Genomic DNA, 20,537 nt, shown 5'->3' with positions numbered 1-20,537 from the left:
CGTGCGGATCGTGATAGCCGAGGACGACGCGTTGCTGCGCGAGGGGCTCGCCCTGTTGCTGCGCGCGGAGTCTCTCGACGTGGTGGCCACGGCCGGAACCGCCGAAGACGCGCTGGGCGCCATCGACACACACCGGCCCGACATCGCCATCCTCGACGTACGGATGCCGCCCACCCACACCGACGAGGGCATTCGCGCGGCCGTCGAGGCCCGGCGCCGCCACCCCGGCCTGGCCGTCCTCGTCCTGTCCGCGTACGTGGAGCAGAGCTTCGCCACGGAACTCCTCACCGGCGGGGTCGGGGGCCTCGGCTATCTGCTCAAGGAACGGGTGGGCCGCGTCGAGGAGTTCCTCGACGTACTGCACCGGGTCGCCTCCGGCGGCACCGCCATCGACCCCGAGGTCGTCGCCCAACTCTTCACCCGCTCCCGCCAGGACACCAGGCTGGAACGCCTGAGCCCGCGCGAGCGCGACGTACTCGCCCTGATGGCGGAGGGGTTGGGGAACGGCGCCATCGCCGGACGGCTCGTCGTCTCCGAGGGCGCGGTGCACAAACACATCCGCAGCATCTTCGCCAAGCTCGACCTGTCCCCGGCGGACCAGACGGACCGGCGCGTGGCCGCCGTACTCCACTACCTGGAGGACGCGCGGCGGCGGGTCTAGGACAGGGCCTTGGTACAGCCTGCTGTACCGGGAGTTGGGGCACGTACGGGAATGATCCGCGGACGCGCGGCTGGTGTGCTGAACACATCACATCAGCGCCGTCCGAAGGAGCCCCGTGGTGCACGACCAAGCCGCTGCCACCGTCGAGACCCAACTACCCGCCACGAGCCGTGAGGACCGGGAGACGCGCCGGTTTTCCGGTCTGCGGGCGAGCTTCCGCCGCTCGCCGCTGATCTGGTTCTTCTCGCTGGCCTACCTGCTGAGTTGGCTGGCCTGGACACCGTACGTACTGTCCGAAAACGGCCTGGGTGTCCTGCACTTCGCCTTCCCCGCGATCGGTGGCACCACCCAACTGCTGGGCGTCCTTCCCGGCGCCTACCTCGGCCCGATCGCGTCCGCGCTCCTGGTGACCGGGGTGACGGAGGGACGTCACGGGCTGCGGGTCTGGCGCGGCCGGATGACCAAGTTCCGGGTCAGTTGGCGCTGGTACGTGGTGGTTCTCCTCTCGGTGCCCGCCGCGCTGATCATCGGCACGGCCGCGCTGAACGGCCGGAGCCCCCTCCTGCCGTCCGTCACGGTGCTGGCCGCGTACCTGCCCGGCCTCCTGCTCCAGATGGTCACCACCGGCCTCGCCGAGGAGCCCGGCTGGCGCGAGTTCGCCATGCCCCGTATGCAGCGCAAGTACCACCCCGCGAAGGCCACCCTCATCGTCGGCGTCCTGTGGGGCGTCTGGCACATGCCGCTGTTCCTGACGGAGTGGGGCGGCGGGCCGCACGTGGACCCGACGAGCCCGCTGGAGTTCCTGGGCACCGCGATCGCCTTCAGCTTCGTCATGACGTGGGTGTTCAACCGCTCCCGCGAGAGCATGCCGCTGGTCATGCTGCTGCACACCAGCGTCAACAACTTCTTCTCGGTGGCGGGCACGGACATGTTCCCGAGGCTGTCCATGGAGGACACCACGCACGCGTTCCTGCTGACCGCGACGGCGGCGGCCCTCATCGTGCTGATCGCCACCCGAGGCCGCCTGGGCCGCCCCAAGAACCCGGCGGCCGAGCACGGAGCGGGCGTGGGAGGGGAGTTGGTGGCTGGGTGACTTCTCGGCGACCTGGTGACCTGGCGGCCTGATGAGCCGGTCCCTGTCATAAGGTCACCGCGTACGGGAGCGGCGGCGCTGAGCAGGTCCGCCCGGCAGAAGGCATCCCAACCAGCATGTTCAGGAGTGCGGCATGAGCTTCATCAAGAAGATAGTCGACGTCACAGCGAAGGGCTTCGAGATGGGGGAGGAAGCCATCGAGGAGTACGCGGAGCACCGCCGTGCGGCGAAGCTCTTCCTCAAGCTCGGTGTCGCCGTCTACGCCGAGCAGCGGCTCGAAGGTTCGCATGACCCCGTGGAGCGCATCCTGCTCGCGCTTGACGGTCACGCGGCCGAGCACGGCGAGGTGGACCTCGATCACCTGGAGGCGGCCCGCGAAGTGCTCGGCGACGAGTTCATCGACGCGCACATCGCCGAGACCGAGGCGGAGGAAGCCGCTGCGGCTGCTGCGGCCGCGGCCGCTGTTGCTCCTGCGGCTGCCGCTCCGGCTGCGCCTCCTGTGGCCGCTGCTCCTGTTCCGGCCGCCGCTCCTGTCGCGGCTCCTCCCGTTCCGGCCGCTGCTCCTGCGGCGCCTGCCCCTGTCGCTCCTGTCGCGGCTGCCCCCGAGCAGGTCTAGCAGCGTTCACACCGAGCCGCGCAGGGCCCTGAATCGGCACCCGCCGACCGCCCCTGGGCGGCTTCGTGCTGCTTCGTGCTGCTTCGTGCTGCTTCGTGCTGCTTCGTGGTGCTTGTCCGGTGGCCGGGCCCGCCCGCCGGAGTGCGCGGGCCCGACGGCACCGGGTGCGTCAGCGTACGTGGATCGTCACCGTGACGGTCTTGAGGACCGCCGGCAACTTGGTCGTGTCGACCTTCAGGATCTCGCCGTTGTCGCTCTGGCCCGTGGGCGGCAGCACCTTCTGGTGGACGGTCCACTTGCCGTCGGGGTCGACCGCGATGGTGTCGATGCCGAAGTCGTCGTCGTTCGACAGGTACAGCGTCTTGCCGGCGTTCGCTGTGGCGACGCCCTCGATCTTGTCGTGCGCGAAGAACGCGCCGCTCGGGTCGAGTTGGCTCACCAGCGTCCCCACGTTGAGGTACGGCTGCTTCTGCGCGACCTGGACGCCGGCCCCGGTGAGGGCGGCGAGCGCGGCGTTGGTGCCGTCCGCGCCGACGAAGGCCTCGGGCGACTTGCCCGCGACCGTCAGGCCGCTGACATCGGTGGCGCCGTTGGTGTCGACCTCGTAGAGCGTCTTCTGGGCGAACGGCTCGAAGTTGCCGTCGCGTTCGTCGATCAGGAACTTCGTGCCGGACAGCGCGGTGATCTCGCTGTTGGCGTCACCCGTGGTCGCCGGATTGTCCAGCAGGTACAGGTACTGCTTGGTCTGGTGCGTGCTCAGGTTGATCGTGACGATACGGGTGGGCGAGACGTTGGCGGCCTTGGTGCTGCCGAGGTCCGGCTGCTGGAGCGCGGACTGCATGACACCCACCAGGGTCGAGCCGTCCGGCGTGACCGTCAGGCCTTCCATGCCCTTGTTCTTCACGCGGTCGGCGAGTTCGGCGGGCAGGTATCCAACGATCTTGTGGTGGGCGTTGTCGGGGCTGTTCCGGTACGGGGTCAGCCGGCCCAGCTCGTAGCCGTTCGCGTCGAAGTGCGTGATGTACGGGCCGTACTCGTCCGAGACCCAGAACGTACCGTCCGGCAGCGCCACCAGGCCCTCGGAGTCGTAGCCGTACGGGTCGGCGGCGACGGGCACGGGCTTGCCGCCGTTGGCGTTCGTCGCGGCGACGTCGTCGATCACCTCGCTCGTGTCGTGCGGCGGGCGGCCGCTGTACTTCACCCCGCCGAGGCTCTTCGGCCCCTTCAGGGTGACCTTCTTGAGCAGCTCGGCCTTGCCGTTGACGAGCTTGAACTTGCCTATCTCGGGCGTGAAGTCGAGGAACATCTCGGACTTGTCGCCGTCGGGAGCGTCGGCGTTCGGGCCGCGGTCGGTGAGTCCGTAGAAGGAGCCCGAGCTGCCCGGCGCCGGGGCGAGCGACGAGCCGAAGCCCTCGCCGGAGACCTGGGTGGTGGTACCGCCCGGACCTGCGACCTTCCCGAGCGGAGGCAAGGGATCCCCGTTCGGCTGGGCGTCCTTGAAGAGTTCCACCGCGTCGGTCGTGGTGTACGTGAAGGTGTCCGTGCCCTTGAAGCCGGACTTCGGTGTGTACGTGAACGTGCCGTCCGCGCCGACCGTCGCCGTGCCGTCGGACGGGGCGGTGTGCCGTACGACAGCGGTCGCGCCGGAGTCGTTCCGCAGAACGTTGCCCGTCACTTCGCCGTGGCCGGAGAAGGAGTCGGCGGCCGCGCGGAAGTCGTGCGACGGGGCCGACAGCCAGCCGGCGGCCTGGGCCGCGGCTGTGCCCGCGCCCGCCACGGCGACGGTGGTGGCGATCGCGACGGCGATCCGGGTGCGCTTGCGAGAGGAGTGTCTTTTAGCCATACCCCTGAACCTGTCGGTCGGTGGTGAACACTGGGCCGGGCTTCGGTGAACCCTCGGTTCACAACGAACCCGCTCCCCCGGCGTCACACCCTGAGCCCGGCGGCGATCGGGCGGTGGTCACTGGTGGTGGCCGGCAGACTCCAGGCATCGGTGGTGATCACACCCCGGGTGAGGATCTGATCGATCCGGACAAAGGGGAGCGCCGAGGGCCAGGTGAATCCGAAGCCGGCGCCGGCGGCATTCTGTACGGAACTCAGCCGGGATACGAGCGGCGCCAGACCGCGGTCGGCGGTGGAGCCGTTGAGGTCGCCCATCAGCACCACCTTCTTCAGCGGCTCGTGGTCGATACGGCTGTCCAGCGCGGCGACCGCCTGGTCGCGGCGGCCCGCGGTGAAGCCCCCGGGGCCGACCCGAACCGAGGCCAGATGGACGACGTACACGGCGAACGGACCGTCCGGGCCCTGGATTTCGACCCGCAGCGACCGATTCCAGCCGGGATCCAGCACGACCCGCTCCGAAGCGGTGATCGGGTGCCGGCTCCACACCGCCACCGTGCCGGTGTGGAAGGAGTACCTCAGACTCGGGTCCAGGACACGACGGTAGGAGGGAAACGCCTTGTCGGTGACCTCTTCCAGAGCGACGACATCGGGATGGGCGGCGAGCAGGTCGCGGGCCGTCGACGCCGGGTCGGGGTTGGCCGCATCGACGTTGTGGGTGACGACCGTCAGATTCGGCCTGGCGCCGGGAGCCGAACCGACGAACTGGCTCCCGAACATCGCGGCCCAGGTGGCGGCGAGCAGTAGCGTCGCCAGCGCCGCCGGTATGGAGCGCCGGATCAGCGCGGCCACCAGAAGGGGCGGGATGGCGAGGGCGGTCCAGGGCAGCAGGGTTTCCAGCAGACTGCCCATATTCCAGCCGGTGTTGGGTACGAGGGCGTGACCGACGAGCAGCAGGGCGCAGAGGACGGCGGCGATGGCGGGGACCAGTCCGCGGGGCCGATGCGCCGGGGCGGGGGGTGGTACGGGCGCCGGTGCGGGCGCCAGTGTGAGGAGCGGGTCCTGGAGCTGTGCCGGGGCCGAAGGATCGTGGAATCCACCACCGATGAAGGTGTCCGGATACGGCTCGTCACGCTGTTGCCTCATGGTCAGCCGGCCGCGTCGGTGAGCTGAGCCGGGCAGGTGCCGCCAGGTGTGGTGCGGAGCTCGAAGTGCCACATCTCGTTGGCGTACACCTGACACAGCCCGTAGTCCGCCCCATGCTGGATCAGCCAGTCGTCGGCGTCGGTCGGGCCGATGTCCACGGCCTTTCCGGATACGTGCGCCGACTGCTCGGGGGTGTTGACGAACGCACGCGCCTTTTCGAGCGTCCCGTACTTATGGATCGCGTCGTCGAGGAGGCTCTGCTGATGTTTCTTACTCCGCCAGCCCGACGTGACCTGGAAGGAGATGTTGACCCGCTTCGCGTCCTTGTCGGCCTTCCGCAAGGCTTTCAGCAGCGGCCCGTTCAGATTCCTGATCGCCGAGTACTGGCCGTCGGCCGGTGTGATGTCGCGGCCTTCCGGGAGATATCCGTCGACGTCATCCGTGGCCCCCGTCGAGCCCTCGGATTTCGGAGGCAGGCTCTTCGCTGGGACAGCCGCTTTCTGGGACCGTACCGTTCCGCTTTTTCCGCTGTTCCCACAGGCCGTCAAGGCCATGGCTGTCGCCAGCATGCCGGCTACGAGCTTTCGCATTCTCTCTCCGGTGATCGTCCATAGCCGTCGGGCACGGCAGGTTGGGGCTGAACCGACGGGCTGATCCGTTGAGTGAAATGCGGGCCACGTTGCATGACCGTCTCGATTTTTCGATACGTCCGCGATAGGCGGGCGCACGTACGCTGGAGCGGTGACAGCCGGCGCGCGCCGGGCGGCGCCGGGCGGTGTCGGACTGTGTCGGACTGTGTCGGACAAGGGGAGAGCGATGCGGGTGCTGGTGGTGGAGGACGAGCTCTATCTCGCCGAAGCGTTGCAGGCCGGTCTGCGTCTTGAAGCGATCGCCTCGGACATCGTCGGTGACGGCGACGCCGCCCTGGCCCAATTGGACGTGAACACGTACGACGTTGTGGTGCTCGACCGCGACATTCCAGGTACACACGGTGACGATGTGTGCCGGAACATTGTCGAGCGGCATCTAGGATGCCGAGTGCTGATGCTCACGGCGGCGAGTCACCTTCACGAGAAGGTCACCGGATTCGAACTCGGCGCCGACGACTATCTGACCAAACCGTTCGAACTGCCGGAACTCGTGGCGCGACTGCGCTCCCTTTTTCGCCGCCCCCCGCAGAGTAATCCTCCGATACTGGAATACGCTGGAATCCGCCTCGACCCGTTCCGTCGCGAGGTGTTCCGTTCGGGCCGCTATATCGCACTCACCCGAAAGCAGTTCGCTGTGCTGGAGGTTCTGATGGCCGCGAACGGCGGTGTGATCAGCGCGGAGAATCTTCTGCAAACCGCCTGGGACGAGAACGCCGACCCTTTCACCAACGCGGTGCGCATCACCGTATCCACGCTGCGTAAACGACTCGGCGATCCATGGGTCATCCAGACCGTTCCCGGCGTTGGATACCGCCTCGAAGAAATGGGCCCGGACCAGTGAGCGCTACGACAGCAGGCCGGCAGCGAGCGACTCCGGATACGAGGGACGCGGCGGAGACGGCGGATACGACGGGTGAGCAGGCACCGGCCTGGCGGCCCCGGCGGCTGACCGCGCGTATGCGACTCACCCTCAACTACGCGCTGTTCCTCGTCGTCGCCGGGGCGGTCGCCCTGGGGGCGATCTACCTGGGCATGCGCTACATCCCCAACTACCCGCTGATGGCGGCCAATCCGCGAGATCCGGCGCCCGCCGCCTCCCGTGAGCAGATCCTGCACGAGCTGTTCAAGGTGTCGGGTTACGCGCTTCTCCTGCTGGGGGGCGTCGGTGTCGGTGGCGGCTGGCTGCTCGCCGGCCGTGTGCTGCGTCCCTTGCAGGAGATCACCAGGGCGGCGAACCGCGCGGCGAACGGCTCGTTGGGCCACCGCATCGGCCTGCGCGGGCCCCGCGACGAGTTCACCGAACTGTCGGACGCGTTCGACCACATGCTGGGCCGTCTGCAGCACTCCTTCGAGTCCCGGCAGCGCTTCGCGGCGAACGCCTCGCACGAACTGCGCACCCCGCTCGCCATCACCCGCACCATGCTGCATGTCGCGACGTCCGACCCGGCCGGCCAGAACTACCCCCAACTGATCGCCCGGCTACGCGAAACCAATGAGCGCGGAATCGAGATCGTCGAAGCGCTGCTGCAACTGTCATCGCTCGGACACGAGCCGCTCAGCACCGGCCCGGTCGACCTGGCCGTCCCGGCCGCCGAGGCCGTCACCCTGGCGAGCGCCGAGGCCGAGGCCCGAGGCATCACCCTCAGCGCGGAATGGCGCCCTGCCCCGGTCACCGGCAACGATGTGCTGCTGCGCCAGCTCTCGGTCAACCTGTTGCAGAACGCGGTACGGCACAACCTGGCCACCGGCGGAACCGTGGCACTGACCACAGGACCCGATCCCGAGGGCGCAGGGCGCGCACTGCTGACCGTCACCAATACAGGGGCCGTTCTGCCCGACACGGTCGACGCCCTCGTTGAACCCTTCCTACGGGGCAACGGCCGTACGGTGGAGGCGAACTCCACCCGGAGGGGACACGGACTGGGCCTCTCGATCGTCGCGGCGATCGTCGCGGTCCACGGGGGCGACCTCCGACTGACCCCCAACCCTGAAGGCGGCCTGACCGTACGCGTCGCACTGCCGGGCCCGGCCTGAGACACCACGGCCCGAGGAGACCACGGAGCGCCACGGAAGCCGACTCGCGGGCGGGCGGGCGGCCGCTGTGGATGATGGCGGAGATGATCGCGGCCGTGCGCGAACCAGCCATCCACGCAATCAACTTGCTGGCAGATTCCCCTGACCGCGGCCTACGATCGCCCGGCCGCTCGGCTGCCAGTGAACATCCGGGGACGTAGCCGGGCATCTTCGGGAGGGGACCAATGAGAATGCTCAACCGCGCGAGACAGCGAGCCGTGCTCGTTTCCACTGCGGCTGCCGGCCTGGTGTTTGCCGCTGTGCCGTCCGCCGTGGCGGCGAGCGGGACGCCCACGACACCCACCGACCTCTTCAACGCCAATCACGCGTGCTCGACTCAAGTGGGCACCCCCACGTACGTCGGTGCGCGGGAAGGTGTTGTGGTGGAGGGCGTCCCCGGTTATACGGACAGCACCGGCAATCCCTCCCTCACCGCGCAGTATCGCGTTTGGCCGGTCGCCGATCCGACGCAGGCCACCATCCTGTCCCGCCAGCACGCGGCCCCGCGCTTCGAGGCACCAGTCACGGTGCCGGCCGACATCCTGGCTGACGGGCAGAGCTACGCGTGGCAGGCGCAGACGGTAGCGGGAAGCGATGCCTCGGACTGGTCGGTCCCCTGCTACTTCACGGTCGACAACACTGCTCCTTCGGCGGCGCCGAAGGTCACCTCCGCGAACTATCCGCAGGACGAGTGGGCCGAGCCCGGCGAGCCGGTCCACTTCATCTTCGATGCCAACGGCGTCGATGACGTCGCCGGCTTCGAGTTCACGTGGCTGAGAGACTTGCCCGTCATTGGGGTCCCCATCGGTGACTACGGGATTCCGCAGCCTGCCGACCCGTACGACGACGCCAAGTTCTTTGTGCGCGCAGACGAATTGGGCGGATCCGCCGAGCTGAACCTGGTCCCACCGGCGGGATTCGGGTCGAAGACCCTGGATGTGGTGAGTCTCGACCGCTCGTACCGCCAGTCCGCGAGGTCCACCTACAACTTCTTCCTCAATTCGGCGGAGCCGACGGTCACCCCTCGCTCGAAGCCGCAGTTCGACCAGCCCGCTACGTTCCTGCTTGCGCCGGACGCCGGGTTGCAGGCGAAGAGCCCGATCGTGAGTTACTCCGTGCAGACGTTCGGCGGCCAGAGCGACCGGACCATTCAGGTCAAGGCATCGTCCGACGGCACCGCTGAGTTGCGGCTGAGGCTCGACGGTGCCTCCGGTGAGTCCTTGGCGGTGAGCAGCACGAGTGCGAATGGCTGGGTCAGCGACGAGGCCCGGTGGGGCACCGCCTTCGACACGACGCCCATCGTGGGTTCGGACGTCTACGCTGAGAATGCGTCGAGCGGTGGCGTGGGCCTCCCGGGCACCTTCACCTTCGCGCCGAAGGTGGAAGGGGTCGTGAGCTACACGTATTCCTTCAACTGGGCCGACCCGGTGACCGTGCAGGCAGACAGTGACCATACGGCCCGCATCAACTGGGCGCCTACGGAAAGCGGATATACCGACCTCCAGGTCAACGCGACAACCGAGAGCGGCGCTGTCCTGGCGTCCTACGACTACTCATTCACCGTGAACTGAGCGTTTATTGACGGCGATTGGTCGCGCTGGTCGCAGCCGTCGGCACCGCCGAGAGCCAGGAGCGTGTGCCGATGGATGGTGGATGTGAGTTGCGCGGGCTGATGACGTCGCTGGCTCGGGAGGAGGGCGTCTTCGGCTCTGTGGCTTCTGAGGCGGATGGTCTGGTCGCAGAGCAGGTACGGCGTCTGGTCGTGGAGGCCGAGCACGCCTGGGCGCGGTACGTCATACCGGGGGCGAGTGGTCCGGACTCGTCGGCAGAGGTCGCGGAAGTACTCAGGGAGGTTGACTGCGAGCATGCTGTAGAACTCATGACGTACCTGGCTGTCGAAGATCTGGTGTTCCCCGAAAGGTAGCTGTGCAGCGCCCCTGAGTGCCGTACGACCAACAGCTCGAACGCCTCGGGCTCGCGTATCGAGCGTGCGAGTAGATCTTCGTCCGTTTCCACCGGACCTCCCATCGGCGCCACATGGACAGCGGCTCCACCCCGTACTTGTCGCCGAGGCCCCGGAGCGTTCGCCACTGCGCGGGAGTCCCGCCGCCGTACCCCGGCGAAACCATGGGCGCGCGCCACGGGCACGGGGAATCATGAAGCATGCGACCGGATGGCTGGTACCTCACCGAAGACGTCGACGACTTTCTCGCCCGGGCCGGAGAGTTCCTGCGCTCCCGCCCCGCCCTGCACACCACGCCGCTGACAGCGATCGAGAAACTGCGCACACGCGGGAGGGCGGCGCCCGGTGCCGAAGCCCCCGTCTTCGGCCGACTGGAGCGGGCGGGCGAGGTCCACGCCACGTTCCACCGCCGTACCCGGCACGGCCTGCTGGGCCTGACTCCGCTCGTACCCGAGGACGCCGACGCCCTCGCCGTCCACCTGGCTGGGCTCGGCCACACCATCCCCGGCGTGAGCGCGGCCCACGACACCGCCACCGCTTTCGCCGAGGCCTGGCAGCGGCACACCGGCGCGACACCGGTACTCCGCGTACGGCTCCGCCTGTACCGCCTCGGCACACTCACCCCACCGGAGCCGCGCCCCGAGGGCAGGGGCCGACTCGTGGGCGAGCAGGATCACGAGCAACTCATCCGCTGGCACCGCGAGTTCGCCGCCGACGTCGGCGAAGTCGTCTCCCTGGACGCCGACTCATGGGCAGGCACCCGCTTCGCCGACAAGCGCTATACGTTCTGGGAGACCCCGGACGGCACTCCGGTCTCCATGGCCGGCATGACCCCGATGGTCGGCGGCCAGATCCGGGTGGACCCCGTCTACACACCGGCCCACCTGCGGGGCCGCGGCTACGCGGGCGCTGTGACGGTCGAGGTGAGCCGGGCCGCGCTGGCCGCCGGCGCCAAGGAGGTCGTGCTGTACGCGGACCCCGCCAACCCGACCAGCAACGCCCTCTACCGGCGGATCGGGTATCTCCCGCTCAGCGACTGGGCCGTGTACGACTTCTCAGCCCAGGCAGAGTGACGTCGGGGCGGTGTCGAAGTTGCGGGGGAGCGGAACGCTGTGCAAGGTGGAAGAGACAGGGAGTGACCGTTTCACGCTCCGCGTTCGTCCGACGGTTCCACTCCGACACTTCCACCTGGTCGGTCCGAGGGCGTACGGGAGCACGGGAGGCCACCCGCGACGCGAGATGTTGTCCGACGCCGCCGAGCGGAGGGACCGCAATCATGGGGACGACGGACACCTTCCGGGCCGGGTCGGCCTGGCCGAGGCTGCGCGTCGACGATTGGGTCGAGACCCGCGAAACGCTGCACATGTGGACACAGATCGTGGGCAAGGTCCGGCTGGCGCACGCTCCGCTGCTCAACCACTGGTGGCAGGTCGTTCTCTACGTCAGTCCGCGCGGGCTGACCACCTCCGCCGTTCCCTACGGTGCCGGAGCCTTCGACATCGAGTTCGACTTCGTCGACCATCTGCTGCGTCTGCGCACCAGTGACGGCGGTACCCGCGGCATCGCCCTGGAGTCCATGCCGGTGGCCGACTTCCACGCCCGTGTGGGGCGAGCGCTGGAAGAGCTGGGCGTCCCCACCACCATCCAGGGCCATCCGAACGAGGTCGAGCCGGCGGTCTCGTTCGCCGCGGACTACGAGCACCACACCTACGACCCGCGTGCGGCGCAGCTCTTCTGGCGGCAACTCCTCCAGGCGAACCGCGTGTTGGGTGAGTTCCGCGGATCCTTCGTCGGCAAGGTCAGCCCGGTGCACCTCTTCTGGGGGGCCATGGACCTGGCGTGCACCCGGTTCTCCGGGCGCCGCGCCCCCAGGCATCCCGGGGGCGCGCCGAACTGCGGTGACTGGGTCATGGAGGAGGGGTACTCGCACGAGCTGAGCAGTTGCGGGTTCTGGCCCGGCGGCGGGGACGAGGGGGCCTTCTACTCGTACGCCTATCCCGAACCCCCCGGGTTCGCCGAGAGCCCGGTCACCCCCTCGGAGGCCTACTACAGCCGGCAGAACGGGCAGTTCCTGCTGCCGTACGAGGCGGTACGCACCGCCGACGATCCGGACCGGGCGCTCTCCGGCTTCCTGCACAGCACCTACGCGGCAGCGGCGGACGCGGCCGGATGGGACCGGGCGGCGCTGGAGACCGATCCGGAGCGCTGGGCCGACCGGTAAGTCCTGGGCCGACCGGTAAGTACACAAGCGGAAGGACAATCCCCATGAGCACCCGTGACGACTTGCCGACGCCCGCGCAGGGCCTCGTACTGACCCACTTCCTCACCGTGCGGGACGTCGCGACCTCGCGTCGCTTCTACGCCGACGTGTTCGGCGGTCAGGTGGTGCTGGAGGAGAACCCCTGCATCGTGAAGATCGCCAACGGCTGGATCATCATGAACCCCGGCGGCGGTCCCACACCCGACAAGCCTGACATCATCCTCACCGCCCCCGAACCCGGTGACCCCGTGTCGTCCTTTCTCAACGTACGGGTGGCCGACATCGCGGCCTTCTACGAGCAGGCGGTCGCCAAGGGCGCGCAGTTCCTCACCGAGCCTCTCGACCGCAAGGCCGAACTCCGCTGCTACGTCAGGGATCCGGACGGCTACCTGATCGAAGTCGGCCAGGCCACCGGCCTGTTGGAAGGCATCTACGCGGATCGCACCGACCCGCCGGGGGAGTAGGCGCGCCGCCTCCCCCGGCGTACGACGGGCTGTCGCCTGCGACGGGCTGTCGCCCCGGCACCGCCCGTCCCCCGGCACCGCCCGTCCCCCCGGCGCCGCGCCCTCACGTCACTTCGCGTCGCGCAGCCGGGCCAGCAAGGAGATCAGCGGCTGGGACTCCTCGCGGCGCCCCAGGGCGGTCAGGCGCGAGATCGCCGTGTCGAGGCGGGCGAGGGCGGGGGCGGGGCGCTTCAGGTAGATGCCCTCCACGGCAGCCGCGAGGCGGACACACTCGGCCCACTCACCCGGACTGTCCCCCTCGGGGCTCGGCTCGCCGAGCAGGGCGAGGGCCTTCTCCAGCGCGGCCAGGGCGTCCTCGTACTCACCGGCGTGCGCCTTGACCCGCCCGTATTCGTAGGCCAGAGCGGTGTCCAGCGAGCGGCCGCGGGCCTCGTACCCGGCGGCGCGCGCCTCGTCGGCGATCCTGTCCGCGTCGGCGAGGAAGGCGAGGGCGTCGGCCAGGACGTCGGGGTCCTCCCGCTGGGCCTGGAGGCGGGCGAGTTCGCGCAGGCAGTTGCTGAGCTGCTCGTAGCGCGGGGCCCGCGCGTGCGCGGCGAGTGCCTGGTCGATGACCTCGCGCGCCCGGCCGAACTCGCCGGACTCGCCGAGGACCGCGGCAGTCTCCGCGGCGATCATGGCATGGCTCCCCGGGTCGTCGTCCCAGCCGGCCGACTCGGCAGCCAGGGTGACGAACTCCGCCGTGGCGGCCTTGAGGTCCTCCCCGGCGTACAGCGCGCGGGCGCGGGTCAGACGTAGCTGAGCGGCGAGCCGGTCGTCCAGCTCTCCGGCGGCGATGCCCGGGTCGGCGAGGACGGAGTCGAGCAGCGCGATGCAGTCCTCGACACGGCCCAGGTCGAGGCTGAGCTGAGCCGCGTCGCTGTACGCGCGGAACGCGTCCGTCCGGCTGCCGCCGCGCAGCTCCAGCTCGGCGCCGCGCGTCAGGTGCCGCAGTGCCTCTTCGGGGCGGCTCAGGTGCATGCACGCCTCGGCCAGATCGCCGTGGAGGCGGGCGGAGCCGATCACGTCGGCCGGCCAGTCGGCGGTCAGCCGCAGTGCCTCGGCCAGGTCGGCGTGTGCCGCCCGCGCGTCGTGCAGGCCGAGCCGGAACCTGCCCCGCAGTCCGAGCGCGCGGGGCACGTGCCAGGCGGGGCCCCGCTCTTTGAGCAGGTCGAGGAGGGTATCGATCTCGGTGACAGCGGCGGGCAGGTCGCCGGAGATGGCGTACGTACTGGCCCGCAGCACCCGGGCGCCGGAGATCTGCCCGACGACCTCGTGCCGGGTGGCGAACGCGTCCAGCAGGTCCACCTCCGCGAACACCGGCGCGACGTGCTCCTCGCTCCCCGACACCTGTAGGCGCAGGCCGAGCGCGGTCGCCCGTAGCCGCAGGAGGCGTGCCTCCTGGTACGGGGTGAGGCCGGGCGTCTCCTCGTGCAGGCGGACCAGGGATTCGTGGGCTGCGGTCAGCGCGGCGGCCTTCGCCTCGGCCCAGTCGGCGCCCTCCGCGGCCTCCTCGGCCCGGGCTTCGGCGGCGGATTCGGCAGGAGCTTCGGCGCTGGCTTCGGCGGGGGTTTCGGCGGGGGCTTCGGCCGCGGCCAGCAGGGCGCACGCGCGCGCGAGCGCCGCGTGGCCCGGCGCCCCGGCTTCCTCGTACAGGCTCCTGGCCTCCTCGTGGAGTGCCCCGGCGACGGCGAACTCGTCCCTCTCGCGTGCCCCGTCCGCCTCGTCGTCCAGCAGGTCCGCGCGCAGTCGTACGAGCGGCCCCACGGCCGGGTCGTCGGGGTGGCTGTAGTCGGGGGCGGCGGCGAGGGTGCGCAGCCGCGCCCAGCACGCCTTCGCTTCCGGGTGCCCCTGCTCGTCCAACGCCCTTGCCCGGACGATGAGTTCAGGAAGCGACTCGGAGGCGGCGGCCGTACGGGCGGCGGCTGTGGCAGCGGTGGGCCTGACGGTGGCGCCGGCCGGGGCCACGTCGTCGAGGTCGCGGGTGCGCAGGGTCAGTTCCAACGCGTCCAGGAGCGGCGCACGGTCGAGGCGGGCCCTGCGGCGGTCGGCGTGGGCCGTGGTTCCGTTGCGGGCGTCGAAGCTGGCGGCGAGGTCGTCGGCGCGGCCCCGTACCTCGGCACGCAGACCCGCCACCGTCCACGTCCGGCCCGCGTACCCGGCTGCGGGCAGTTCGCCGTGGCCGAGGAGTTCGACGCGCTGGAGGAAAACCTCCACGCCGGTAAGGAAGTTGAACAGGTCCAGCGGCGAGTCCACCTCGTCGAACAGGTTCCGGTTCTCGGCGAGCAGCTCCAGGCCGCGTGCCTCGTTGCCGGTCAGCGCGCAGAACTCCAGGTGCCTGCCGACCTCCGGGGACATCGAGGGGTTGCGGCGGCAGCCGCGATAGCCGGCGAGGTGCAGTTCGCGGGCCTGGTCGGTGCGGCCGGTGCGCAGCAGGGGCAGCAGCGCGTACGAGATGGAGCGGCCCGGCTCCTCCTGGCAGGATTCCTTCCCGGCCAGAACGGGCTCCCACACGCGCAGCGCCCGCTCGTCGTCGCCCGCGGCGACGTGGAACAGCGCGCGCTCGCAGGTCTCGCACGCCTCGCAGTCGCTGAACGGGGTGCGGGTGCGGCCCGCCCACAACTCGTAGGCCAGGGCGGTGTCCTCGCCGAGATGGATGGCGAGCTGGTACGCCTGTCCGTAGTACGGCTGGAGGCCGAGGCCGGCCTTCTCGTACCGGCCGCGCATCTCCGTCAGCCACTGGCGCAGGCCGGTCAGCGGCATCTCGGGCAGCGAACGCAGGGCGTTGGCCACCCACTTGAACCGCCAGAACAGCAAGTGGCGTTGGCGCTCCTCGAAGACGTCGGGCTGCTCGTCGAAGAGGGTGAGCAGACGGGCGAAGACGACGGGCGACTTACGGGGTTCGGAGCCGTACGTGTACGCCTCCTGGAGTTCGAGCAGCGCGTGGATGAGCGGGACGGGCTCCGCGAACTGCTCGGCCGCCTCGACGAGTTCCTCGGCGGTGACGGTGCGGGTGCGGCCGTAGGGGCGGCGGTCGTTCTCCTGGAGCGCCTGGTACAGCTCGTCGGTGGTCCCGGGTGCCTGGCGTACGTCGTTGGTCGGCATCGTCAGATGTCCTTGCGGAGGGCGTGGGCGAGAAGGTCGAGGAAGGAACGGTTGATGAGGCTCGATTCGGCGGGCCTGAGCGGGCGCCGCGACAGCAACGCGGCCTGCCCGTACAGGGCTTCGGCGCTGGTGCGGGCCAGTTCGGGTTCGCCGATGGCGACGGCGGTGCGGACCAGCGGGTTGAGCTGGTTGAGGATCAGTTGGGCCCGCGGCGCCTCCTGGCGCAGCGCGCCGAGGATGTCGCCCCACAGGCCGCCCTCCTGCTCACGTGCGAGCTGGGAGCGGGTGCGCTCGTGCCGGGCCTCGCGGCTGTCCATGAGGAGGGCGGGGGCTGAGGCGGGCTGGAAGGTGCGCAGCGCGACGTCGCAGTCGAAGACGGCGAGGGCGTCGCGGGCCAGGGCGAGATAGGCCGCCGCGGCGAGTTCCGTCTCCCGGTCGACGGGGTCGAGATGGGCCGTGAGCGTCGCCGGGTCGAGGTCGGCGACGCTGGCCTCGGGCCTGATCTCGGGGAGCCGGTGGACGAGTTCACGGTCGTACGTGTAGCCGCCGTTGACGACGCCGAGCCCGGCGGCCGAGGCGATCGCGGCGACCTGCCGGAACTCCTCCACGCTCGACGTCACGAGCACCGTGCGGTGGGTGCGCGCGAACTCGTCGAGGGTGGTGTGCCCGTCGGTGGTCTCGAACGGCAGCCAGGGCAGCAGCATCCGCAGGATCTCGTCGTCGTGCACCGCGAGCGACTTCACGGCCAGGTGATGGGCCTGGAGGAAGCGGGCGAGCAGGTCCGGGTCGCTGGCGGCGGCCCGGGCGATCCACGCGCGAAGCCGGTCGGCGAGCGCGTCGCGTACGGCGGCGAGGGTGTCGTCCTCGTACAGCGACTCGCGGGACGCCGTCGGGCGCAGGCTCTCGGCGTCGATGACGCAGCGGACGAAGAACGCCCACTCGGGGAGGATCTCCGGGGCCTGCTCGGACAGCAGCATGCCCTTGACGTGCACGCGGTGGCCGTGGCGCCGCCCGGCAGGCACGGCCTCGGGCAGTACGCACGCGATGCCCTTCAGGCCCACGGCCGGGAGGTCCAGATCGATGGTGTCCAGCGGCGTGAAGCCGAAGACCTCCTCGCCGTACGCGGCCAGCGCGCGGGAGCGCGTGCCCGGTGTGGGGTACGTACGCGCCCAGGGCGCGGGCTCAGGGTTGACGGACGCGCCCGCGCCACCGCCGGTTTTGCCGTCGTCGAAGGTCACCGGGTGGCGCAGCAGGGAGCCGAAGTGCTGGGCCAGCGCCTGCACTTGGTCCGGCCGGGTCCACTCGCCGGCGTCGGCGCGCGGCGTCAGCGTGACGGTCGTACCGGGCCGGGGGCGGGCGGAGGCGGGCAGGGTGCGGACGGTGTAGCTGCCGTCGCCGCGTCCCCGCCACTCCACGGCGGGCGCGTCCGGTGTGCGGGCGGAGCGGCTCAGGACGTGGATCTCGTCGGCGACCAGGAAGCAGGAGAGCAGGCCGATTCCGAACTGGCCTATGAAGTCGTCGCGTTGCTCCGCGATCCGGTCGGCTCGCTTGCTGCTGCGGCCGATCGTGGCGAGGAAGGTGTGTACGTCGTCGGGGGTGAGACCGACACCGTCGTCCTCGACGCGTACCACCGTGCCGTCGGCGTACAGCCGGATGCCGAAGGCCTCGGCGGGGGCTCCGGCGGGGACTTCGGCCGGTGCGAGAGCGTGCCGGGCGGTCAGCGCGTCCACCGCGTTCTGCAGGAGTTCGCGCAGGTAGACGCGGGGGCTGGAGTAGAGGTGGTGGGAGAGGAGATCGACGAGGCCGCGCAGATCCACCTGGAAGGTGTGGTCGGCGGCGTCCGGGGTCGCGGTGGTGTCGGACAGAGTCATCGGGCAGTCCTGGGTGGGAGGGGCGACAGGTGGCGGACAGGACTGGAACGGCCTGCGCTCAGCCGCGGTGGTGGCGGGCGAACTGCTTTTCCGGCTCCGCGAACAACGTCCAGGGCCAGCTCGTGTAGGCGCCGTCGAGTTCCTTGAAGACGCGCCGGGCCGTGTGGCGCTCACCGGACAGCGACAGGGCCATCGCGAATATGTTGAAGTCGTGCTGCCAGCCCGGGCGCCGCGCGTAGGCGGGATGGAGGATGCTGTGATCGGCGGCCTCCCGCAACTCGGCCTGGACAGCGGGAGTCTCGATGCAGTCGCCGGTGTCCGACTCGACCCACTCCTCGATGTGCGCCATGGCGAGCACGCAGCCGAGCCGGTGTCCCTGGGGGGCGCGGGCGAACGCGTCGCGGGCGAACGCCAGGGCCTCACCCGGCTCGCCGCTCCAACGGGGCTGCAAGTACGACACCCACTCGATGTGGATCTCCAGGTCCAGCGGGTCGCGGCGCAGGGCGGCGTCGAGCCGGGTTTCGTTGACGGCGGCGCCCAGCGTCGTGCCGCGGCCGGAGGTGAGGAGGCGGCGCCACGGGGTGACCCATTCCGGCCGCGACTCGGCGGCTTCGAGCAACTGCTCCTCGCCGATGCGCAGTCGCTCGTGGAAGACCCGCCACTGGTCCCGCGTGACGTTCGTGGCACGCGCGTCGGTGCGCGCCTCCCAGCCCCATTTGACGTGGCGCGTCCCGGATATCAGCAGGGCTGTCGCCCGGTGCTCCTTGTCCTCCTCGACGGCCTGCCCGATCCAGTCCTCCACGCCGGACAAGTCGCCGAGTTCAGCGAGGACTTGGTGGTCCCGGCCCAGGTCGAAGGGGGCCAGCGCCGCCTTGACCGCGTCCCAGTCACCCGCGTCGGCCGCCTCCACCAGCGTCAGGACCCGCTCGTCCCCGAGCGCGCGCAGCGTGTACATCCCGTTCTTCTGCCTGCGGGGGACGGGAAGGGCGTACGGATCCGCCGCCGGTCTCTCCCCGCCCCTGCCGAACAGCTTGCCGAACATGACGCGCCCTCCCCTGGTCCCGCGTGATCGTCCGGTGAAGCATAAGTGGACCCACTGACATCGCTTCCACAGGGTGTTCACGAGTGCTTCACGGTTCCGGTCCTGGTCGCCCTGCTCAGGAACTTCCCCTGGACGGCCGGGACGCGGTGCGGGCGCGGGCGCGGGCCGACCCGGGGCACGAGCCGGGCCGGCCGTCACCACACGGGTGGGAGTGGCTCAGCGCTTTCCGTCGGACCGCTTGCGGTGGAGGGTGAACTTCTCGAACACGGAGAGGTCGCCGTTCGGCTTGTTCACGTTGTAGTACGTGACGTGCAGGGTCGTGGTGTCTCCGGCGTGCCGGCCGGGGTCGACGGTGAACGCCGCGAAGCCGTAGGGGTGATCGACGTCCCGTACGCCCATCCAGACCGCGTCCTCCTTGACGTACGTCGAAGTGCGCTTGGAGCCGGCGGGCGCAGACGCCGACACAGCGGTGATGACCTTGCCGGTGCCGTCCTTGAAGAACGACTGGTTGGTGGTCCCGGAGACACCGCCGCCGCCGAGGACCATGTGCACGGTGCCGTGTGTGGTGTCGATGTTGTCGGTGGCGCCGGAGACCGGGTTGGGGGTGAGTGTCTCGCTGCCCCTGACGACGCCGCGGACCGCCAGCGACCGCTCGTAGTTGTGCTCGTGTCCGCAGAGGACCAGATCTACGCCGTACTTGTCGAAGAGCGGCCCGTACTTCTCGCGCAGCCCGAGGTCGGCGCCGTTGGCGTCGGTCGAGCTGACCATCACCTGGTGCATGGCGACGACCACCCAGTCGATGTCGCGCGAGGAGCGTGCCGCCCGCAACTCCTTCTCAAGGAAGGCGAGTTGGCGGCCACCGGAGTAGCCGTTGACATAGACGTCGCCGCCGTCCTGGAGCGCGTTGTCGTCGTTCTGGAGCACGATCACCCGTACCGAACCGGCGGTGAACGCGTACCAGAGGTTGTCGAGTTCGGCGTCCGTCTCGGTGGAGGGCAGCTCGAAGTACGTCTGGTAGGCGCCCAGTCCGATCGGGCCGTTGGCCGCCTCGATCTCATGGTTGCCGGCCGCCGGCATCCAGGCCCTGAACCGCGCCGAACGGGTGTTGTTGGTGAAGAAGTTGTTCCAGGTGCGGACCCGGTCGACATCGAGGTTCGCGTAACAGAGGTCGCCGTTGAGCAGGTGGAAGAGCGGGGCGACCTGCTCGATGCCGGTGACGATGTCCTTGGTCGCCGGGGTCGAGTTGGCGTCCATGATGCTCGTGCCGTCGGCCGACCAGGTCACCTGCGGCGCGGACTGGTCGCCGAAGCTGGTGAAGGTCAGCGGGGCCCGGCCGCGCGGTGCGGTTCTGAACACGGCGCTGTCCGGGGTGGCTCCGTCGTGCGTCGCCAAGTACACATAGTCCGTACCGGCCTTGAGGCGCGAGAGCGCCGCGTGGTGGACGTGGACCGTGCGGCCCGACTTGCCGTCGGTGTAGGTACGGGTGTGCGCCGCGGCGCTGGAGCCGAGGCCGTGCTCCAGCGTCCCGTACATCACGCGGGGGCGCTTCACCGGGCCGTCCGTCAGCCAGGAGACGACCATCTGACTGCTCGGGTCGGCGCCGAACGTCAGGTGCAGGCCCTGGACCGGCGGCGCGCCGCCCGAGTCGGCCGTCGGGTGGAAGGCGGGGGAGCCGAGGGCCGGTGCGGCGGCGGCGGGGGTCGCGCCCAGCAGCGGGA

The 20,537-nt window shown here is 70.1% G+C and carries 17 protein-coding genes; 10 read left to right on the top strand and 7 right to left on the bottom strand.

All coding sequences use genetic code 11. The features are described from left to right. Position 1 precedes the first annotated feature (1 nt). The 3 genes from QR77_RS18060 to QR77_RS46760 all read left to right on the top strand — a co-directional run bounded on the left by QR77_RS18060 (position 2) and on the right by QR77_RS46760 (position 2,370). Complete coding sequence (locus QR77_RS18060; protein WP_040022932.1) at positions 2–661, top strand: response regulator transcription factor; 660 nt, start codon at positions 2–4, stop codon at positions 659–661. Positions 662–779: 118 nt separating this feature from the next. Beyond that, complete coding sequence (locus tag QR77_RS18055) at positions 780–1,754, top strand: type II CAAX endopeptidase family protein (RefSeq protein ID WP_107069089.1); 975 nt, start codon at positions 780–782, stop codon at positions 1,752–1,754. Between the two features lie 133 nt (positions 1,755–1,887). Further along, positions 1,888–2,370: a hypothetical protein gene (locus QR77_RS46760; RefSeq protein WP_040022931.1), complete on the top strand. Its 483-nt coding sequence runs from the start codon at positions 1,888–1,890 to the stop codon at positions 2,368–2,370. A 169-nt stretch (positions 2,371–2,539) separates the two neighbouring features. On the opposite strand, the gene QR77_RS18045 is transcribed toward QR77_RS46760, so the two are convergent. From QR77_RS18045 to QR77_RS18035, 3 genes are all read right to left on the bottom strand, one after another. Next, the gene (locus QR77_RS18045; protein ID WP_052488870.1) at positions 2,540–4,213 is read right to left on the bottom strand and encodes an esterase-like activity of phytase family protein; all 1,674 of its coding nucleotides are present in this window, start codon (positions 4,211–4,213) and stop codon (positions 2,540–2,542) included. 83 nt (positions 4,214–4,296) lie between these two features. Beyond that, positions 4,297–5,355, bottom strand: a complete 1,059-nt coding sequence (locus tag QR77_RS18040) for an endonuclease/exonuclease/phosphatase family protein (protein ID WP_078876833.1) — start codon at positions 5,353–5,355, stop codon at positions 4,297–4,299. Positions 5,356–5,357: 2 nt separating this feature from the next. Beyond that, entirely contained in the window at positions 5,358–5,945 is a 588-nt protein-coding gene (locus QR77_RS18035; RefSeq protein WP_201778812.1) for a M15 family metallopeptidase, read from the bottom strand. Positions 5,946–6,171: 226 nt separating this feature from the next. On the opposite strand from QR77_RS18035, the gene QR77_RS18030 reads away from it, so the two are divergent. From QR77_RS18030 to QR77_RS18000, 7 genes are all read left to right on the top strand, one after another. Then, positions 6,172–6,846, top strand: coding sequence for a response regulator transcription factor (locus QR77_RS18030; protein ID WP_040022930.1), 675 nt, complete (start codon positions 6,172–6,174; stop codon positions 6,844–6,846). A gap of 116 nt (positions 6,847–6,962) precedes the next feature. Then, complete coding sequence (locus QR77_RS18025) at positions 6,963–8,039, top strand: HAMP domain-containing sensor histidine kinase (protein WP_040022928.1); 1,077 nt, start codon at positions 6,963–6,965, stop codon at positions 8,037–8,039. A 224-nt stretch (positions 8,040–8,263) separates the two neighbouring features. Continuing rightward, positions 8,264–9,649, top strand: coding sequence for a hypothetical protein (locus QR77_RS18020; RefSeq protein WP_236710719.1), 1,386 nt, complete (start codon positions 8,264–8,266; stop codon positions 9,647–9,649). A gap of 17 nt (positions 9,650–9,666) precedes the next feature. Continuing rightward, complete coding sequence (locus QR77_RS46755; RefSeq protein WP_040022926.1) at positions 9,667–10,002, top strand: hypothetical protein; 336 nt, start codon at positions 9,667–9,669, stop codon at positions 10,000–10,002. A gap of 239 nt (positions 10,003–10,241) precedes the next feature. Then, the gene (locus QR77_RS18010; RefSeq protein WP_040022924.1) at positions 10,242–11,114 is read left to right on the top strand and encodes a GNAT family N-acetyltransferase; all 873 of its coding nucleotides are present in this window, start codon (positions 10,242–10,244) and stop codon (positions 11,112–11,114) included. Positions 11,115–11,317: 203 nt separating this feature from the next. After that, positions 11,318–12,262: a DUF5996 family protein gene (locus QR77_RS18005; protein ID WP_040022922.1), complete on the top strand. Its 945-nt coding sequence runs from the start codon at positions 11,318–11,320 to the stop codon at positions 12,260–12,262. 44 nt (positions 12,263–12,306) lie between these two features. After that, on the top strand, positions 12,307–12,765 hold the full coding sequence (locus QR77_RS18000) for a VOC family protein (protein WP_040022921.1): 459 nt from the start codon (positions 12,307–12,309) through the stop codon (positions 12,763–12,765). Between the two features lie 108 nt (positions 12,766–12,873). On the opposite strand, the gene QR77_RS17995 is transcribed toward QR77_RS18000, so the two are convergent. The 4 genes from QR77_RS17995 to QR77_RS17980 form a co-directional block, all read right to left on the bottom strand. Continuing rightward, the gene (locus tag QR77_RS17995; protein ID WP_040022919.1) at positions 12,874–15,906 is read right to left on the bottom strand and encodes a hypothetical protein; all 3,033 of its coding nucleotides are present in this window, start codon (positions 15,904–15,906) and stop codon (positions 12,874–12,876) included. A gap of 2 nt (positions 15,907–15,908) precedes the next feature. After that, positions 15,909–17,777: an HSP90 family protein gene (locus tag QR77_RS17990; protein WP_040022917.1), complete on the bottom strand. Its 1,869-nt coding sequence runs from the start codon at positions 17,775–17,777 to the stop codon at positions 15,909–15,911. 58 nt (positions 17,778–17,835) lie between these two features. Further along, a complete protein-coding gene (locus QR77_RS17985) occupies positions 17,836–18,819 on the bottom strand; it encodes a hypothetical protein (protein WP_040022915.1) in 984 nt (327 codons plus the stop codon). Between the two features lie 216 nt (positions 18,820–19,035). Continuing rightward, a partial coding sequence (locus tag QR77_RS17980; RefSeq protein WP_052488869.1) for a metallophosphoesterase family protein occupies positions 19,036–20,537 on the bottom strand: 1,502 nt, incomplete at its 5' end.

The sequence above is a fragment of the Streptomyces sp. 150FB genome, assembly GCF_000818195.1.
GTDB lineage: Bacteria > Actinomycetota > Actinomycetes > Streptomycetales > Streptomycetaceae > Streptomyces.
This window is presented reverse-complemented; position numbering and strand designations above follow the sequence as displayed.

Bases quoted from the DNA above. Each gene is read 5' to 3' on its own strand.
- QR77_RS46760 (WP_040022931.1), top strand. From the start codon at position 1,888: ATGAGCTTCATCAAGAAGATAGTCGACGTCACAGCGAAGGGCTTCGAG.
- QR77_RS18045 (WP_052488870.1), bottom strand. From the start codon at position 4,213: ATGGCTAAAAGACACTCCTCTCGCAAGCGCACCCGGATCGCCGTCGCG.
- QR77_RS18040 (WP_078876833.1), bottom strand. From the start codon at position 5,355: ATGAGGCAACAGCGTGACGAGCCGTATCCGGACACCTTCATCGGTGGT.
- QR77_RS18035 (WP_201778812.1), bottom strand. From the start codon at position 5,945: ATGCGAAAGCTCGTAGCCGGCATGCTGGCGACAGCCATGGCCTTGACG.
- QR77_RS18030 (WP_040022930.1), top strand. From the start codon at position 6,172: ATGCGGGTGCTGGTGGTGGAGGACGAGCTCTATCTCGCCGAAGCGTTG.
- QR77_RS18025 (WP_040022928.1), top strand. From the start codon at position 6,963: ATGCGACTCACCCTCAACTACGCGCTGTTCCTCGTCGTCGCCGGGGCG.
- QR77_RS18020 (WP_236710719.1), top strand. From the start codon at position 8,264: ATGAGAATGCTCAACCGCGCGAGACAGCGAGCCGTGCTCGTTTCCACT.
- QR77_RS18010 (WP_040022924.1), top strand. From the start codon at position 10,242: ATGCGACCGGATGGCTGGTACCTCACCGAAGACGTCGACGACTTTCTC.
- QR77_RS18005 (WP_040022922.1), top strand. From the start codon at position 11,318: ATGGGGACGACGGACACCTTCCGGGCCGGGTCGGCCTGGCCGAGGCTG.
- QR77_RS18000 (WP_040022921.1), top strand. From the start codon at position 12,307: ATGAGCACCCGTGACGACTTGCCGACGCCCGCGCAGGGCCTCGTACTG.
- QR77_RS17995 (WP_040022919.1), bottom strand. From the start codon at position 15,906: ATGCCGACCAACGACGTACGCCAGGCACCCGGGACCACCGACGAGCTG.
- QR77_RS17990 (WP_040022917.1), bottom strand. From the start codon at position 17,777: ATGACTCTGTCCGACACCACCGCGACCCCGGACGCCGCCGACCACACC.
- QR77_RS17985 (WP_040022915.1), bottom strand. From the start codon at position 18,819: ATGTTCGGCAAGCTGTTCGGCAGGGGCGGGGAGAGACCGGCGGCGGAT.